Annotated in this window: 11 protein-coding genes, 2 tRNA genes, 1 pseudogene and 1 other annotated feature; of the genes and pseudogenes, 10 read left to right on the forward strand and 4 right to left on the reverse strand. The window is 42.2% G+C overall.

Annotation, left to right across the window (positions count from 1 at the left end; translation table 11 throughout):
* Nucleotides 1-25 precede the first annotated feature (25 nt).
* On the forward strand, nucleotides 26-1,144 hold the full coding sequence (locus NST85_RS08275; RefSeq protein ID WP_127192448.1) for an ATP-binding protein: 1,119 nt from the start codon (nucleotides 26-28) through the stop codon (nucleotides 1,142-1,144).
* Between the two features lie 70 nt (nucleotides 1,145-1,214).
* Here the strand turns inward: NST85_RS08275 and NST85_RS08280 are convergent, their stop codons facing one another.
* The 3 genes from NST85_RS08280 to NST85_RS08290 are packed head-to-tail and all read right to left on the reverse strand — an operon-like array spanning nucleotide 1,215 to nucleotide 3,740.
* A complete protein-coding gene (locus tag NST85_RS08280) occupies nucleotides 1,215-1,376 on the reverse strand; it encodes a FeoB-associated Cys-rich membrane protein (RefSeq protein ID WP_127192447.1) in 162 nt (53 codons plus the stop codon).
* A 49-nt stretch (nucleotides 1,377-1,425) separates the two neighbouring features.
* Nucleotides 1,426-3,483 carry a ferrous iron transport protein B gene (gene feoB, locus NST85_RS08285; RefSeq protein ID WP_127192446.1) on the reverse strand — a complete coding sequence of 686 codons (2,058 nt, stop codon included), beginning with the start codon at nucleotides 3,481-3,483 and terminating at the stop codon, nucleotides 1,426-1,428.
* 29 nt (nucleotides 3,484-3,512) lie between these two features.
* Nucleotides 3,513-3,740, reverse strand: coding sequence for a FeoA family protein (locus NST85_RS08290; RefSeq protein ID WP_246054085.1), 228 nt, complete (start codon nucleotides 3,738-3,740; stop codon nucleotides 3,513-3,515).
* A 232-nt stretch (nucleotides 3,741-3,972) separates the two neighbouring features.
* Here NST85_RS08290 and NST85_RS08295 point away from each other — a divergent pair, with 232 nt between their 5' ends.
* From NST85_RS08295 to NST85_RS08320, 6 genes and pseudogenes are all read left to right on the forward strand, one after another.
* Entirely contained in the window at nucleotides 3,973-4,932 is a 960-nt protein-coding gene (locus NST85_RS08295) for an aldolase catalytic domain-containing protein (RefSeq protein WP_127192445.1), read from the forward strand.
* 143 nt (nucleotides 4,933-5,075) lie between these two features.
* A complete protein-coding gene (locus NST85_RS08300) occupies nucleotides 5,076-6,527 on the forward strand; it encodes an IS1182 family transposase (protein ID WP_127195312.1) in 1,452 nt (483 codons plus the stop codon).
* Between the two features lie 280 nt (nucleotides 6,528-6,807).
* Nucleotides 6,808-8,928, forward strand: a complete 2,121-nt coding sequence (locus NST85_RS08305) for a putative bifunctional diguanylate cyclase/phosphodiesterase (protein ID WP_341189054.1) — start codon at nucleotides 6,808-6,810, stop codon at nucleotides 8,926-8,928.
* A 107-nt stretch (nucleotides 8,929-9,035) separates the two neighbouring features.
* Nucleotides 9,036-9,112 (forward strand) — tRNA-Pro (locus tag NST85_RS08310).
* Between the two features lie 8 nt (nucleotides 9,113-9,120).
* A tRNA-Gly gene (locus NST85_RS08315) sits at nucleotides 9,121-9,191 on the forward strand.
* Nucleotides 9,192-9,497: 306 nt separating this feature from the next.
* A pseudogene (locus tag NST85_RS08320) lies at nucleotides 9,498-11,316 on the forward strand (APC family permease).
* Nucleotides 11,317-11,360: 44 nt separating this feature from the next.
* On the opposite strand, the gene NST85_RS08325 reads toward NST85_RS08320, so the two are convergent.
* Nucleotides 11,361-11,552, reverse strand: a complete 192-nt coding sequence (locus tag NST85_RS08325; RefSeq protein ID WP_127192442.1) for a YwbE family protein — start codon at nucleotides 11,550-11,552, stop codon at nucleotides 11,361-11,363.
* A 124-nt stretch (nucleotides 11,553-11,676) separates the two neighbouring features.
* Nucleotides 11,677-11,966, forward strand: a binding site (T-box leader).
* 49 nt (nucleotides 11,967-12,015) lie between these two features.
* On the opposite strand from NST85_RS08325, the gene pheS reads away from it, so the two are divergent.
* The 3 genes from pheS (at nucleotide 12,016) to zapA (ending at nucleotide 17,179) form a co-directional block, all read left to right on the forward strand.
* Nucleotides 12,016-13,050, forward strand: coding sequence for a phenylalanine--tRNA ligase subunit alpha (gene pheS / locus NST85_RS08330; protein WP_127192441.1), 1,035 nt, complete (start codon nucleotides 12,016-12,018; stop codon nucleotides 13,048-13,050).
* Between the two features lie 26 nt (nucleotides 13,051-13,076).
* Nucleotides 13,077-15,524, forward strand: coding sequence for a phenylalanine--tRNA ligase subunit beta (pheT, locus tag NST85_RS08335; protein WP_127192440.1), 2,448 nt, complete (start codon nucleotides 13,077-13,079; stop codon nucleotides 15,522-15,524).
* A gap of 113 nt (nucleotides 15,525-15,637) precedes the next feature.
* Complete coding sequence (gene zapA / locus NST85_RS08340; protein WP_127192439.1) at nucleotides 15,638-17,179, forward strand: cell division protein ZapA; 1,542 nt, start codon at nucleotides 15,638-15,640, stop codon at nucleotides 17,177-17,179.
* Nucleotides 17,180-17,183: the final 4 nt, after the last annotated feature.

Raw genomic sequence — 17,183 nt, forward strand, 5'->3', positions numbered from 1 at the left:
ATTTTTGGGAAGAGGGGGAACCGATTTGTTGAGTGAATTCCAAGAAACATTGCTTCAGTCTGTGAAAGCGTACCAATCGACCCAGCTTGTAAAAAATAAGTATGAAAATGTGCTGCAACACCTAGATAGTGGAATTATACTGTTTGACAGCGATGGGATTCTTACCTTTATCAATGTAGAGATGGCTAAATTAATTGATTTACCAGGGCAGTCACTGATTGGTTGTAACTTATTACAGGTACTCCGTCATCCGCATCTTAGTCGTTTTCTGAAGAGAAAGGTTGTACAACTATATCGAGAAACATTTCTTTATAGCAAGAAGTTTCATGAGTTTGTTGATGAGTACGGAAGAAATTGGCTTATTACAATTACCTACGGTGATCAGATGGATGGAGACTTTTTATTAAGTGTTAAGGACGTTACCGATTTTAAACGAATCGAACAAACGGCCTACCATAATGATAAACTGGCAATGCTCGGTAAAATATCAGCGGCGATTGCTCATGAGATTCGTAATCCTTTGACTTCAATTCGTGGCTTCATCCAGCTTTTACGTCCTCATCTCATTCAATTGGGTAGAGATGAATATGCACGGATTATTTTGGCGGAAATCGATCGTGCCAACGATATTATTCATGAATTTCTTAATTCATCGAAGCCCACTGTTCCGCTGAAGAGCATTGTTGATATCTCAACCCTACTAAAGGAAGCTGTACTTCTTACAGAGAGTGAGGCTCTGATGAAGAACTGTGAGGTGATTCTGAACCTCCAGGAAGATAGGGTGCTGAATGTCTCGATAGATACGAAACAGATCAAGCAGGTGATTCTGAATATTATCAAGAATGCGATGGAAGCGATTGAGGAGATAGAGGATGATCATGGGGGGATCATTGCTATTTCAACACAGCCTGATGGAGAATTCGTTAATATCATAATTCAAGATAATGGGAATGGTATGGATAAGGCTTTGATGAATCGGTTGTTTGATCCTTTCTTCACAACGAAAGAAAATGGTACAGGCTTAGGCTTATCGGTCAGTTACCGAATTATTAAGAATCATCGGGGAGATATAACTGTGGATAGTACGAAAGGTATGGGGACTGTTTTTGTGATTACTCTTCCGATGGTTGGAGAGAGGTTATAAGGTTGTATAACATGCAAAGAAAGGTCGAGCAGAATCACTGCCCGACCTTTTTTAGTCCAGAATTTCAGCTTTACTTTCCTTTAGGTTCCTTGATATCGCATGCGCTAAACTCTGCACACGAACCACTGCACCCAGCACAGCCTCCACCACCTGATTTGCGTTTTTTAATAGAACGCCATACAGTAAATCCAATAATGCCAGCTAGCAGGATAATAATTAGAAAATCTATCATAATCTCCCTCCTCAAAATGTGATTCTAGAGGTCGCATAAAGATGGCTAACTAAACAAGTCCGATGCCCAGCCAATATCCCACTTGATAAATGATCATCGAAATTAGCCATGCTGCACCACACTGGTAGGCAACGGTGAACAGGGTCCACTTCCATGAATTTAACTCTTTCTTTGCCGTAGCGATGGCAGCGACACATGGAGCATAGAGTAAGACAAAGACAATAGCAGAGAAAGCCGCTAATGGGGTAAAGTGTGCCTGAAGCGCGGTACTTAATGCACTAGTCAATTGTTCCCCACCATCATTAATATACAAAATGCCCAGTGTGCTTACTACGGCTTCCTTAGCGATTAAACCGGTAAGTAGAGCTGCACCAATCTGCCAATGAGCTATCGTTGTACCCTTAATGAAGCCGAATCCATTCCAGGCAAAAATCGGGGCAATCGCACTCCCAATAGAACCGAAAATACTTTCGGAAGAATTATCAACTAATTGTAGTGAAAAGTTGAAGGATTGAAGAAACCAGATTACAACGGTCATGGAGAGAAGTATTGTTCCTACTTTAACAACATAGCCCTTCGCTTTTTCCCAAGTATGCGTAGTCGTAGCTTTTAAAGTTGGGATACGGTATGGAGGGAGTTCCATTACGAAAGGAGCAGCATCACCTCGTAACACGGTTTTATTTAATAGAAGACATGAGAGCATTGCAATGAGAATACCAAGAGAGTAAAGGGTGAACATTACCAGACCTTGGTGAGCAGTAAAGAATGCGCCAGCAAATACAGCATAGACAGGTAGTTTTGCACTACATGACATAAATGGCATCACAGTAATGGCCAGACGTCGGCTTTTAACATCTTCTAAGGTTCGTGTAGCCATGATAGCTGGAACGGAGCATCCATATCCCATAAGTAAAGGTACAAATGCTTTGCCTGAGAGTCCGAAATAACGGAATATTCTATCCATAACAAAGGCTACTCTTGCCATATAGCCGACATCTTCCAGAATGGACAGACACAAGAAGAGCAGCACAATCTGTGGCAAGAAGGACAAGACATTTCCGACACCTGTAAGAACACCACCTACAACAAGGCTTTGGATAGCGTCCGATGCTCCGGCCCAAATCAGAAAGTTTGTTACGACTTCGGGTAATGTTTCGGTTAGAAAGGCTCCAAAGGGATCTACAATCCAAGCTCCAATAGTACCAACAGCAATTTCAAAGACTAAATACATAATGAGGAAAAAAATAGGTAATCCTAAAATTCTGTGGGTGACTATTTTATCGACTTTATCAGAAAAGGTAAGTTCTCCTGCTGTTTTTCCTTTTTGAACATGTTCGGAGATCGCTTCCGTTATGTATTGGTAACGCAAATCTGCGATTAGCATTTCGATTTCTTCACCGGATTGATGTTCTGCTCGAGCGATAGCCTTATCGATGGATAAGTTCAAGGATGGATTTAACTTTAAAGTGTCCTTAATCTGCTCATCTCTTTCAATTAACTTGATCGCATAATATAGTGTGTTCGTATATCCACCTGCTGCTAACAATTCGCTAATTTCTTGTATTGTGTCGCATATTTTGGTGTTTTCCAGAGCGTTCTTAGTAGTAAGAGGGTGGTCTTTATCAAAGGAAAGGGCTCTATTCAGAAGTTCTTCGATTCCCTGGTTTTTTGAAGCGGTGATCGGGACAACAGGTACTCCCAGTTGTTTCTCCAAATTGACAACATCAATTCTATCACCACGCAGCTCCACTTCATCCATCATATTGAGGGCAATAATAGTAGGTATACCAAGTTCTAATAACTGTGTAGTTAAATATAAATTACGTTCAATATTGGTAGCATCTACGATGTTGATAATGACATCGGGCTTATCGTTTGTCAGAAAATCACGGGCGACGATTTCCTCAGGAGTGTAGGGAGATAGGGAGTATATACCGGGTAAATCAATGATGACTATATTTTCAGTTGACTTCTTGCACTTTCCTTCTCTTCGTTCAACGGTCACTCCAGGCCAGTTACCAACGTGTGCATTGTTACCTGTTAGGTTATTGAATAGTGTAGTTTTACCGCTGTTAGGATTTCCTGCCAAAGCAAACCGATAACTCATCTGTCACCCATCCTCTACAAAATTATTCTTTATTTTTCTACTGTAATCTGGTCGGCTTCCGCTTTTCTGATACTGAGTTCATAACCACGTATATTAATTTCAATAGGATCGCCAAGTGGGGCAACTTTTCTCATAATAATCTGGGCTCCAGGAGTGATTCCCATATCCATTAGCCTTCTGCGAATCGGGCGACTGCCTCCAATACTTTTAATTACGCCCGTCTCGTTCGGCTTTAACTCTTTCAAAGAAATCATCATGGCTCAAATCCTCCTATTATAATGAAGTAAGTTTTTTTGGTGTATTTTAACTTGTGTAATATATGTGGGATTAAAGATATTGATAATCAATCTCAATTAGAATTAGTTGTAATATATCATGATGAAGATCGCTGTACTGTGATGTACATCACGGCTAATATATACTTTACTTTTTGATTTCGATTCAAGTAAGATGGATAGAACAACAAAAGATGGAGAGGGATCGATAGAAATGAAAATAAATCAGAGTAAAATTGTAGATTGTACTATTCGCGATGGTGGCTTGGTTAATAACTGGGACTTCAGTGTGGAATTTGTACAAAAATTATATGCTGGCTTGAATGAAGCTAGTGTGGATTATATGGAAATTGGATATAAGAATAGTCCTAAACTACTCAAGGGTGCAGAAGACGCTGGACCTTGGAGATTTCTAGACGATGATTTCTTGCGTAAGGTTATACCGCAGAAGGGTCATACGAAGTTGTCAGCATTGGTAGACATCGGCCGGGTAGACGAGAACGACATTCTACCACGTAGTGAAAGTATGCTCGATCTGATTCGAGTTGCTTGCTACATTAAAGATGTGGACAAGGCCCTTCAACTTGTACAAGTGTTTCATGATCTTGGTTATGAAACAACGATTAATATTATGGCGTTGTCCAATGTCATGGAGAATGAATTAATCGAAGCTTTTGAGATGATCAAAGAGAGCGTCGTAGATGTAGTTTATATCGTGGATTCCTATGGAAGTCTCGATTATAAAGATATGCAGTATTTAGTTGAGAAATTCAAAACCCATTTGCCTAACAAACGCTTAGGTGTGCATACTCACAACAATATGCAGCTGGCATTCTCCAATACACTCGTAGCAGTTGATCATGGAGTTGAACTCCTTGATGCATCCGTTTATGGTATGGGCCGCGCGGCTGGTAACTGTCCTACTGAGTTGTTGGTAACTCATTTGAAGAATACGAACTACAAGCTTAGACCGATTCTTGGAGTGCTTGAAGAGCTTCTAATTCCTCTTCGTGAGAAAGAGGAGTGGGGATATATTATTCCTTACATGATCACAGGAACATTAGACGAGCATCCACGTTCGGCTATGGCACTGCGCTCTTCAGCGGACAAAGATAAAGCAGTTGACTTTTTTGATAAAATGACGACCCCTGAAGTGAATTTTGACAAAAAATAAGATCTAACAAAAAAAAGTCCGGGAAATACTGAGGCCACTGAAAAAGTCCATATTATATAAAAAGCATAATGCTTCTCGAATTTTGAGGAGAATTATGCTTTTTTTCTATATAATTAAGGTACTAATCCGAGTAGGTGAATGTAATGATTAAACAACAACAAACCTTGGCTTTAAGCCCCTATATAGAACTTTATAACTTAGTGATTCCCAAAGATAATATGTTGCGGCAAATCAATGAACTTGTCGACTTTTCTTTTGTTTATGAAGAACTGAAAGAGCGTTACTGCTTAGTTAATGGCCGAAATGCGGTCGACCCGATTCGAATGTTTAAGTATTTGCTCTTAAAAACAATTTTTGAGTTGTCTGACATAGATATCGTCGAGCGTTCGAAGTACGACATGTCATTCAAATATTTTCTAGATATGGCTCCTGAAGATCCAGTGATTGATGCAAGTTCATTAACCAAATTCAGAAAGCTGCGGCTGAAAGACTTGAATTTGCTGGACATGCTCGTAGGCAAAACAGTTGAAATTGCACTCGAAAAGGGCATTATTAAAAGCAAATCCATCATCGTCGATGCAACCCATACAAAAGCACGCTACAACCAGAAATCGCCTCGGGAAATCTTGCTGAATCGTTCCCGAAAGTTGAGAAAGGCGGTCTACAAGGCGGAGGAATCCCTAAAATCCAAGTTCCCGGTCAAGAATACCAGCGATGTACTTGAGGAAGAGATTGACTACTGTCAAAAACTCATTGCCGTGCTTGAAGCCGAAGGTGGCATCTGTGAATTACCCAAAATAAAAGAGCCCTTGAATCTCTTGAAAGAAACGGTCACGGATGACCTGGAGCAACTGAGGATCTCCGAAGATCAGGATGCCAAGATAGGCCACAAGAGCGCAGATTCCTCGTTCTTTGGCTACAAGACCCATATTGCCATGACGGAGGAACGGATCATTACGGCAGCCATTGTCACGACAGGCGAAAAGAATGACGGTAAGCAATTGCAAACGCTGATTGAAAAAAGTAAGGCAGCAGGTATGGAAATTAGATCCATAATCGGAGATACTGCTTACTCCGAAAAGGACAACATTGTTTACACTAAAGACAATGAAATTGAACTTATCGCCAAACTTAATCCTCGTATTACACAAGGCGCTCGCAAGAGAGAAGATGAGTTTCAATTTAATAAAGATGCGGGTATGTACGTGTGTAAGGCCGGGCATATGGCGATCCGAAAAGCGCGCGGAGGAAAGAAAGCCATCGGGAGCAACCAAGTCGATACGTACTACTTTGAAGTAGAGCAATGTAAAAGATGCCCGTTTAAAGAAGGTTGCTATAAAGATGGAGCAAAAAGTAAAACCTACTCGGTGAGTATTAAATCTACCGAACATTCAGAACAAACGACGTTCCAAGAAAGTGAGTACTTTAAAGAGAAAGCAAAGGAACGCTACAAAATAGAAGCAAAGAATAGTGAACTCAAGCACAGACACGGGTATGATGTAGCCACTTCCTCGGGTCTATTAGGGATGGAGCTTCAAGGCGCTATGGCTATATTCACGGTTAATCTAAAACGAATTATGAAGCTGTTGAAGTAAGAAGCTAGCCGTATAGGCCTGCTTAAATAACGCAAAGACGACCTTCACCCCGAAATACGGGAAAAAAGGTCGTCTTTTTATTAGTCTAACTTTAGCAGTTCTGAAAAACTACAAGTTCTTCAGTGGCCTCGAAATACTCCGGGCTTTTTTTGAGTTCTAAATTTCCGACAAAACTTTGCGATCTATTGTATTTTTCGATAAGGAAGGAGGAAATAGCAGAATAATGTTGAATTCGTATATTAGCTAATCACGTATTTTTATACATCCGGGGGAAAATAACATGCAAATCAAGGTAGAGAAAAGAAAAACAATCATTCAGGGAATACTTGGTTTGACAGTGATGCTTGGCGTGATCAGACTTTCGGCTATAATGGATGGGGCATCTATTAGTGCGAATAGTCTTCAAGCGATGAATCTATTGGCAGGTATTATTTGCGTTGCGGTGTCATTTGCAGTATTTGCTCAGGGGTGGATATTGTTCACGAACAATCTATCGGGAAGACGACTATATTCTGCTGTTTTATTCTCTATTTTGGGAACCTTGGACGTATTTCATATTGCTACTTTTAGTGGTATTCATATTTTTGGTTTTGAACCGAATAATAGTTTATCTATGTGGTTCTTACTACTCTCACACGCGTTAGGGGCCTTAGGATTGCTGTTTATCTTTAGTTTCCCGGATCGGGAAATATCACAAAGACATAAAGTACTCGTGTTTCTGGGGGCGGCTGTACTTAACTTAGGAACAATCTTCATATTATACATATATCAGAAACAACTTCCAACTTTGTTTGGGGTGAATGGCATTGGAGTCTTCGAGCGAGTTTCACAGGTAGCTATCCCTATTCTATATGGCTTGGGGATTTGTGCAATTATGTATATCCATCGCAAGGAGCGTCCTGCTGCGGCTCTGACGGTAGTAACTGCATTAGTATTCATGATGCTGGGACATATTCTACTAACGTTTGTAGACCCATTGGGAACAGGTTTGGAACATGCAATTGGTGAATGGTGCATGGGTATCTCCTATTATTTCGTATTGAAAGGTGTATATAAATTAACTATCGAGGATCCATTTCAGGGGCAACTAATTATCGAGGCTCAAATGAAACATATGGCCTATTATGATGATTTAACCGGACTACCTAATTTGCGTAAAATGAGGGAATGCTTAGGGGGGAGTTTGGAATCTTGTGGCGAAGGTTCTAATCGGATAGGTGTGGCTGTTATTAATATTAATCGGTTCAAGGCAATTAATGATTCGCTTGGATACAGCGCAGGTGATAAGCTGCTTACTGAAGTGGGGGAACGATTGTCTGATTTATGCTCTCCGTCTGAGGTAATATATCGGATGGGGGAAGATGAATTTGCAATCGTTATACATGGATATGGTGATGTTGAAGCTGTAGAAATGAGAGCAGAGCAGCTATTGGGTTCCGTGAATCCAGCGGTTATGATTGATAAGACTGAATATCATATATCGCTCAGTATGGGATTATCTATATTTCCGGAAGACGGAGACTCGGTAGATCAGATGATTCAATATGCAGACATGGCTGTCCATAGTGCTAAGGAGCTTGGTTTAGATTTCATACGATATACACCGGCTATGAAATTACGAACTCAATCCAAAGTGGAACTGGAGAACGATATGCGTAAAGGGCTGGATCGTGGAGAGTTCTTCCTGGAATTTCAGCCACAGGTTAGTCTTGATTCGGGTAACACGGTGGGTATGGAAGCGTTAGTCCGCTGGAATCATCCAACGAGAGGACTACTCTCTCCAGGAGAGTTTATTCCGCTTGCCGAAGAGAGTGGCTTGATTGTACCTTTGGGTGAATGGGTGCTTAGGACTGCATGCCAACATAATAAGCAGTGGCAAGACGAAGGGTATGAACCTATCTGTGTATCTGTTAATTTATCCATGCGTCAATTCCGACAGTATAACCTTGCTGATCGCGTCGACATGATCCTCAAGGAAGTTGGGCTTGAGGCGTGTTATCTGGAGCTTGAAATCACAGAGACTATGACTTTTGATATTGATACGGCATTTGAACAACTACATAGCTTGAAGCGTTTAGGGCTATATATCAGCATTGATGACTTTGGAACAGGGTACAGTTCACTTTATTATTTGAAGACCTTACCTATTGACCGTCTCAAGATTGATCGTTCCTTTGTTAAGGAAGTTATGCTCGATGGAAATGACGCTGCTATTGTGTCAACAATCACTACAATGGCGCATCATCTAAAACTTAAAGTGACGGCAGAGGGAGTGGAGAGTAAAGATCAACTTGAATTTTTGAAGTTGCAGAATTGCCACGAGGGGCAAGGGTTTTTATTCAGTAAGCCAGTACCTGCCGGGGTATTTGAATCACAGTTCCTTACTAGGCTTGTTGGTTAAAGAGATGCGTGATTATAAAAATAATATAAAATATATGTTGCAATGACTCTTGAAAAGTGATATATTATTTCTTGTCTTCACTCGAGATTCTGATCTCAGGGAAGCTTCGGGACGTAGCTCAGCTTGGTAGAGCACCTGGTTTGGGACCAGGGGGTCGCATGTTCAAATCGTGTCGTCCCGACCATCTAAGTTGCGGGTGTAGTTCAATGGTAGAACTTCAGCCTTCCAAGCTGATAGCGTGGGTTCGATTCCCATCACCCGCTTATATGTAAGATTAGAGACCTTTGCGTAGCAAGGGTCTCTTTTTATGTTATTTTTTCGAAAGGGAACCCTACATTTACAATGAAATTGGGGAAAGGAAAGCTTCGCTGGTATATTCCAGTGGAGTTTTATTTGTTGTCATGTGGGGTATTTTATTTGTTAAGGTTGCATGATTCATTGCGTAATAATACGGACGATAAAAATGTAATTAAATGTAATGAAAATGCCAGAAAAATTATTGTAAAAAAATGAAAACGGAGTATAATACGATCTTGGCAGTTTAAATTACCAGGAGATGATGACGCTGTATGTTCGAGAAAGTAAAGAGAATGCTCATCGGTAGACCGATGAAATCAACAGAAATTGAAGGGGAGAAACTTAGTAAATTTAAGGCACTCGCGATTCTATCCTCAGATGCCTTATCTTCCGTAGCATACGGCACGGAGCAGATTCTTATTGTGTTGATGGCGGCAGGAGCTGCTGCCATGTGGTATTCGATACCGATCTCTGTTGCGGTTCTCGGATTATTAGCCATTCTGATTGTCTCTTATCGCCAGACGATTTTTGCATACCCTGGTGGAGGGGGAGCATACATTGTTGCAAAAGAGAATATAGGTGTCTCATCGAGTTTGATCGCGGGGGGCTCGCTGCTTGTCGATTATATATTGACAGTAGCTGTAAGTTCGTCGGCGGGCACAGATGCCATTACTTCTGCCTTTCCTGAACTTCATGATTATAGGGTACTTATAGCGCTTGGTATGATTGTTTTCCTTACAATCCTGAACCTCAGGGGTGTAACTGAGTCAGCCTCCGTATTAGCAATCCCGATCTATTTGTTCGTTGTGTCAATCTTTGTTCTGATTATTTGTGGGGTATTTAAATATTTAACAGGTGGTGCGGTGGCCTCGGCACATGAGCTCAGTGCTACTGTCTCGAATGTCAGCTTATTTCTATTGCTTAAAAGCATTTAGTTCCGGCTGCTCGGCCTTAACTGGTGTGGAAGCCGTATCTAACGCTATTCCTAATTTCCGTAAACCCGAGGAAAAGAATGCGGCAGCGACACTCATGATGATGGGGATTATTCTAGGGATTATGTTTACCGGAATCAGTTTACTTGCTTACTGGTATGGTATTCAGCCCAATCCTAAGGAAACAGTAGTTTCACAAATCGCTGCGGCGACTTTCGGCAGAGGAACGTTATATTTTTTCATACAAGGTGTTACAGCCATTATATTGTTTCTTGCAGCTAATACAGCTTATTCTGCGTTTCCATTACTTTCTTTTATGTTAGCTAAGGACAAATATTTGCCGCATATGTTCATGGTTAGAGGAGATCGACTTGGTTTTTCTAATGGGATTCTGTTTCTAAGTTCGCTCTCGGCGATACTGGTCATTGCTTTTGGAGGACATACGGAGAATTTGATTCCTCTGTACGCGGTTGGTGTATTTATTCCGTTTACTTTATCCCAACTAGGGATGATGATCAGATGGATTCGAGTAAAGCCTTCGGGTTGGCAATTTAAGCTACTCATTAATACAGTTGGTATGCTGACTACATTGTCGATTACACTCATTTTCATTACTACGAAATTTAGTCATGTTTGGATGATCTTCGTATTTCTACCGATCGTCGTATACGGCTTCTTTCGCATACGTAAGCACTACGAGAATACGGCAGACCAATTGCGTATCGATCTTAGCCTTGATAAGCCTATTTCGAAGGGAAATACAGTAATTATTCCGATTTCAGGTATCACACGAGTCGTGCTGAATACGGTAAGTTATGCTAAAACCTTGTCCGATAACGTAGTAGCAGTCTATATAGGATTTGACGATGAATCGATTCAAAAAATGGAGCAAAAATGGGAAGAGTGGGATCCGGGAATTCGGTTAGTCGTTTTGAAATCGAGATATCGGAGTATTTTACGGCCTTTATTGAAATTGATACAGACTGTTGAATGGAAAAAATCAGAAGAGGATCATATCACCATTTTAATTCCGCAATTTATCACCAAACATTGGTGGGAAAATTTACTGCATAATCAGACCAGTATTATGATGCGCGCCTATTTGATTAGGAATAAGAATGTCATCGTTACAACGGTTCCTTTTCATCTGAAACGCTAAATTGGGTGAAGCCCCGGACTTGTCCGAGGCTTCATTTGTTATCATCAATGTATCAACTTGACCCGACCTACCTGACCGTCTTGAAGTCGGACTTTAATCCCGTGAGGATGGTTTGGCGAATTGGTGAGGATATCCTTAACGACTCCTCTAGTTAGCTGTCCTGTACGCTGGTCTTTCTTAAGTACAATGTCAACGGTGATGCCGGGTGTGATGTTCTTGCGTTCAGTACCGTTCATATCTCTCCATCTCCTTATCATCATTAAGATACCATAACATAGTAGTAATACAAAAAAACAAGTTACTTACTTGCCATTAAGTGCAACTTTTCATATAATAGCAGGTAAGTCAAGTTAATTTTAAATAAATGCAATGATGGAGAAGAGTAAACAGAATCCTCCTTACAGGAAGGAGACGTCGATGATTGAGAACGTCTCTATGGAAATTGGGCTGTTGAAGTTCACTCTGGAGCAGTTTCTTGAACCTCTAGCTTTGTCGAGTGAGACAGAGTTTATGAAGTAGGGAATACCGGTCACGATCCGTTATATCGTTAAAGTGAGAGTTTGAGCAGTACGTAACCTCTTGCGGCTATGCCGTAAGTTCGTACATGTGTACTCTAACAAGGGTGGTACCACGGTCTTTTCGTCCCTTACGGGAGAGAAGGCCTTTTTTTGTTGTTTTAATTAAAAGGGGGATTTATCGATGAAAGAACGTTTGATAGAACTCAAGCAGGAAGCGGTGGCACAACTTAGCAAGGTCGCTGATGCAACCCATCTGAATGATCTGCGGGTCAAATATTTGGGTAAAAAGGGTCCGTTGACAGAAATTTTACGAGGCATGGGATCGCTAAGTGCAGAAGAACGGCCATTGATCGGACAGGTAGCAAATGAGGTGCGAGGCGCGATTGAATCGTTAATCGAAGAAAAGCAAGAACATTTCCAACGCCAAGAAACAGAACAACGGCTGGCGGCTGAAAAAGTCGATGTTACTCTACCAGGACGTCCATTGAAACAGGGCGGGATTCACCCACTGAATCAAGTTATTCAAGACATTGAGGACATCTTTATCGGTATGGGATATCGTATTGCTGAAGGTCCAGAGGTGGAAACCGACTACTACAACTTCGAATCCCTTAATTTGCCGAAGAATCATCCGGCTCGGGACATGCAGGATTCATTTTATTTAACGGAAGATCTGTTGATGCGGACACAAACTTCGCCTGTTCAAGTACGGACAATGGAGGCCATGAAGGGTGAGGTTCCGGTTAAGGTGATCTGTCCAGGTAGAGTTTATCGCCGGGATGACGATGATGCGACTCACTCATTCCAGTTCCATCAAATCGAAGGCATTGTTATTGGGCCGCGGATTCGGATGAGTGATCTCAAAGGCACGTTGCTGCAGTTCACTCGCGAGATGTTTGGATCTGACACACAAATTCGCTTACGTCCAAGCTTCTTTCCTTTTACTGAACCTAGTGTAGAAGTAGATGTAACCTGTGTGAAATGTAGTGGGAAAGGCTGCCGAGTATGTAAGAACTCCGGTTGGCTTGAGATCCTAGGCAGCGGAATGATGCATCCACGAGTGCTTGAAATGAGCGGTTATGATCCGGAGAAATACAGCGGCTTTGCGTTCGGCATGGGTGTTGAGCGGATTGCAATGCTTAAATATGGAGTCGATGATATTCGTCACTTCTATAATAATGATCTGCGTTTCTTGGGTCAGTTTGCCACAATTTAATTTCTGAAGAGGGAAGGGAACCTAAGATGAAAGTATCAACCGAATGGTTGTCAAATTATATTAGTCTGGATGAAGTAGACATAGAAAAGTTGGCGGAGCAAATTACCCGCTCGGGAATCGAGATCGATTCCGTTGAAAATCGCAATCTTGGCGTGACTGGGGTTGTTGTTGGTTATGTAAAGAGCAAAGAAAAGCATCCTGATGCTGACAAACTGAATGTATGTATTATTGACGCAGGTGTTGGGGAAGATCTTCAAATTGTCTGCGGTGCAAAGAATATTGATGCAGGACAGAAAGTACCTGTTGCCCTTGTAGGAGCTAAGCTTCCAGACGGGTTAGAAATCAAGAAAGCTAAGCTGCGTGGTGTTGTTTCGCAAGGCATGATCTGCTCGGCTAAGGAACTTGGGTTGAATGTCAAATTGCTCCCGAAAGAACAACAAGAAGGAATTCTTGTGCTCCCAGAAGCAACTGAGATTGGAACACCGATAACCAAACTACTCGGGCTGGATGACAAAGTGATGGATTTTGATCTAACACCTAATCGTTCGGATTGTTTGAGCATGATTGGTGCTGCATACGAAGTAGGTGCTATTCTGGGTAGAGATGTTAAGCTTCCGGCAGCCGATCTGGTCGAAGTTACAGGCCAATCTGCTAAAGATTCTATATCTGTGAAAATTGATAACCCGGAATTATGTAGCCATTATGCTGTGCGTTATATTTCGGGGGTCAAGATTGGACCTTCGCCACTTTGGATGCAGAACCGGCTTATGGCTGCGGGTGTTCGCCCAATCAACAATATTGTTGACATTACGAACTACGTAATGCTGGAGTATGGACAGCCACTTCATGCTTTTGATGCTGATCAGATTGCAGGCGCAACGATTGGCGTGCGGGTAGCGGAAGAAGGCGAGAAGCTAGTTACACTGGATGGACAAGAGCGTAATCTAACAGCAGGAGCGCTGTTGATCGTCGATGGTCATAACAAACCTGTTGGTTTGGCAGGGGTTATGGGTGGACTTCATTCAGAGGTTACGGAGAACAGTGTTAATATTGTACTGGAGTCCGCTAAGTTTGATGGCGGTACAATACGGAAAACTTCTCGCCAATTAGGACTTCGTTCTGAAGCCTCCCAACGCTTCGAGAAAGAAGTTGACCCGGGCGCTGTATTACCTGCTTTAGATCGGGCGGCTGCACTCATGGCTAGCTATGCAGGTGGCACTGTTCATCAAGGTGTGGTGGAATCACTTATTGCTGAGCCGCAAGAAAGATCGGTAGCTCTATCTGTCAATAAGTTGAATGATTATTTAGGAACAGATATTTCCCCACTAGAGATCAAAGTGATTCTGTCACGACTACAATTTGGACATAGTGATCTAGCTAACGACGTGATTAATGTCTCTGTGCCTACGCGCCGAGGTGACATTACCCGTGACGTTGATCTCATTGAAGAGGTAGCTCGTTTGTATGGATACGATAATATTCCTGTAACAGCAATTGAAGGACCAACAACGCCAGGTGGATATAGTAGACCTCAAGCACTTCGTCGTGCTTTACGTGGTTTGCTGTCACATGGAGGTTTTCAGGAAGCGATGGGATACTCCTTCATACGCGAAGGAGCAGGAAGTATCTTCCCTATGCTTGGTAAAGGCGGACATGAAGTGAAATTGGCCATGCCAATGAGCGAAGATCGTAGTGTATTAAGAAGCAGTTTGTTGCCTGGATTGATTGATATTGCAGCATACAATCGCAATCGTAAAGAAGAGAATCTGGCGCTATTTGAAATCGGTAGTGTATTCCAATCCGATGAAGAGAACCTGACGAAACAACCGCGGGAGCTTCCGGTCTTAAGTCTTCTACTTACGGGAGATCGCGTAGAGAAACGCTGGAATGTTTCGACTGAAAAGGTTGATTTCTTTGATCTAAAAGGTGCATTAGAAAGTGTGTTTGCTTATCTAGGAATGGGAAATATGGTTTCTTATGAAGCTAATAGCCCACAAGGCTTCCATCCTGGTCGATCAGCGTCGCTATATTTGAACCTTCCGGAAGGTAAGCAGTTGATTGGTTCGTTAGGTCAACTTCACCCAGAGGTACAACGTGAGAAGGATTTGGACGATACGTACGTTGCAGAACTTCTGTTGGAGCCATTGTATCAATTTGCGGGAGAACATGTTGAATATCGTGAATTGCCGCGATTCCCTGCGATGGAAAGAGATATCGCTGTAGTTATTGGTAGCGATATAGTGGCAGAATCCTTGATTATTACTATTAAGGAAACGGCGGGAGAATTGCTTGAATCGGTCAAGGTTTTTGATGTATATACCGGAAGTAAGCTTGGAGAGGGCAAGAAGAGTGTAGCCCTTTCGCTTGTTTATCGTCATCATGAGCGTACGCTAACGGATGAAGAGATTTCGGCGGTCCATGAAAAGGTGGTTTCTGCACTTGAACAAACTTTTGCTGCAGAATTGAGAAAATAGCAGGAATTAATTGAAGTCACATCGAATCAATGTAAAGTATCGATTCGATGTGACTTTCGTGCAAGTATAAGACATCAGGAAACACAACGGAGGACCGAAGGAGGCACAAATCTTTGACTACCCCTGACCGAATAACTGTAAATGTTGAGATTTATGGAACTTCTTATAAAATTGTTGGCAGCAGTGCTGAATACATGCATCAGGTTGCACGCCGCGTAGACGAACATATGCGTGCTATATCCAAAATGTATTCTCATTTGGATACACCACGACTTGCTGTATTGGCCGCTGTCCGTATGGCGGAGGAAGCAGTTAAGACCGATCAAATCCGGGATGAACTGCAAACAACACTCCAAGAGAAAGCCGGGCTCTCACAAGAGATTTCTGTTCTAGGGGCTTTGCATACGAAGCAAGAGAATATGTACAAGACTCTGCAAGAGGAACAACATCAATTAAAGATGGATAATAAATTGAATAGTGAGCAGCTTGTTAAGAGTGAGAATACGGTGAAAGAACGGGCTTCAGAAGTAAACAAGCTTACTGCTCGGGTTCAGGAATTAGAACGACAATTGGCCGAAGAGCGGGGCGGTAGTGCGCAACTTCGGACCAAACTATCTGCGGTGGAACAAGAAGCCAAGAAGGAGAAGGGTGAAGTTGAGCGTCTTCTTCTTCAGGTGAAGGGGTCACAGCAACGTGAGGAAGCGGCTAAGGTTGCTGAACAACGGATTAAGGATAATCATACCAAGCTGGAACAGCAGGCCAAGCAAATGCAAGCATCGTTACAAGCGGCAGAAACTGAGACAAAGAAGCAGCTACGTTTACTACAGGAAGCTAGAGAACGAGAAGACAAGCTTCGTTCAGAAGTGACAAGTGCGCTTCAGAATGAGAAGTCATGGCAGAAACTAGCGGAGATGCGTAATGAAGAGTTAAGTCGTCTAGAAATTGGTCTGTTGGAAGCGGCAGATCGTAATGAGAAACTAGAAGAGTTGTTGGAGTCCACGGCGAAAGAAGCTGATTTAACCCGAGAAGGACTTCAGGTTGAGAAGAACGTGGTTCGGAAGTTAAACTCTGAAGTGGAATTGTTACGCTCTCAGATGGATCAAGTTACGAGGGAACGGACTAGTGCGGTCCATGCAACAAAGTCACTAGAAGATGAGAAATCGACTTTGCAGGAACAATTAGCGCGACTTGGTAAGCGGCTGAATGAAGCAGAGCGTGAAGTTCAGGATTATGCTGCGCTGGCTGAGGAACAGGAAACATCTCGACTGGAAGCGGAAAGCCGAGAGTTGCAATGGAGAGAGCAATTGGCATCAGCTGAACAGGAGTTAGTGTTATGGCGTGAGACTGAAGCAGACCTTCAACGGCAATTAAGCCAATGGCAGAAAGAAAGTGCTGCTGGTGGGGAACAAGTCTTGACTTTATCATCGGATTTCAGCGAGTTGAAGGAACAAAGGGAGCAAATAGCGGAACAATTGCGTCAAATTTCTGAAAGTTATGAAATTGTGTCGCATGAGTACCGACTGCTTCAGGTTGAACGTGAGGTCGAACGGGATCAAGTGCTTAAGACGGAACAAGAATATTCTCGGTTGAAGGAAGATTACTCTAAGCTTCAATCTGAATATAATGAGTGGATCGAATTAATCGAACAGGAATAATTTA

The sequence above is a fragment of the Paenibacillus sp. FSL K6-2524 genome (assembly GCF_038005525.1).
Taxonomy (GTDB): Bacteria; Bacillota; Bacilli; order Paenibacillales; family Paenibacillaceae; genus Fontibacillus; species Fontibacillus anaericanus.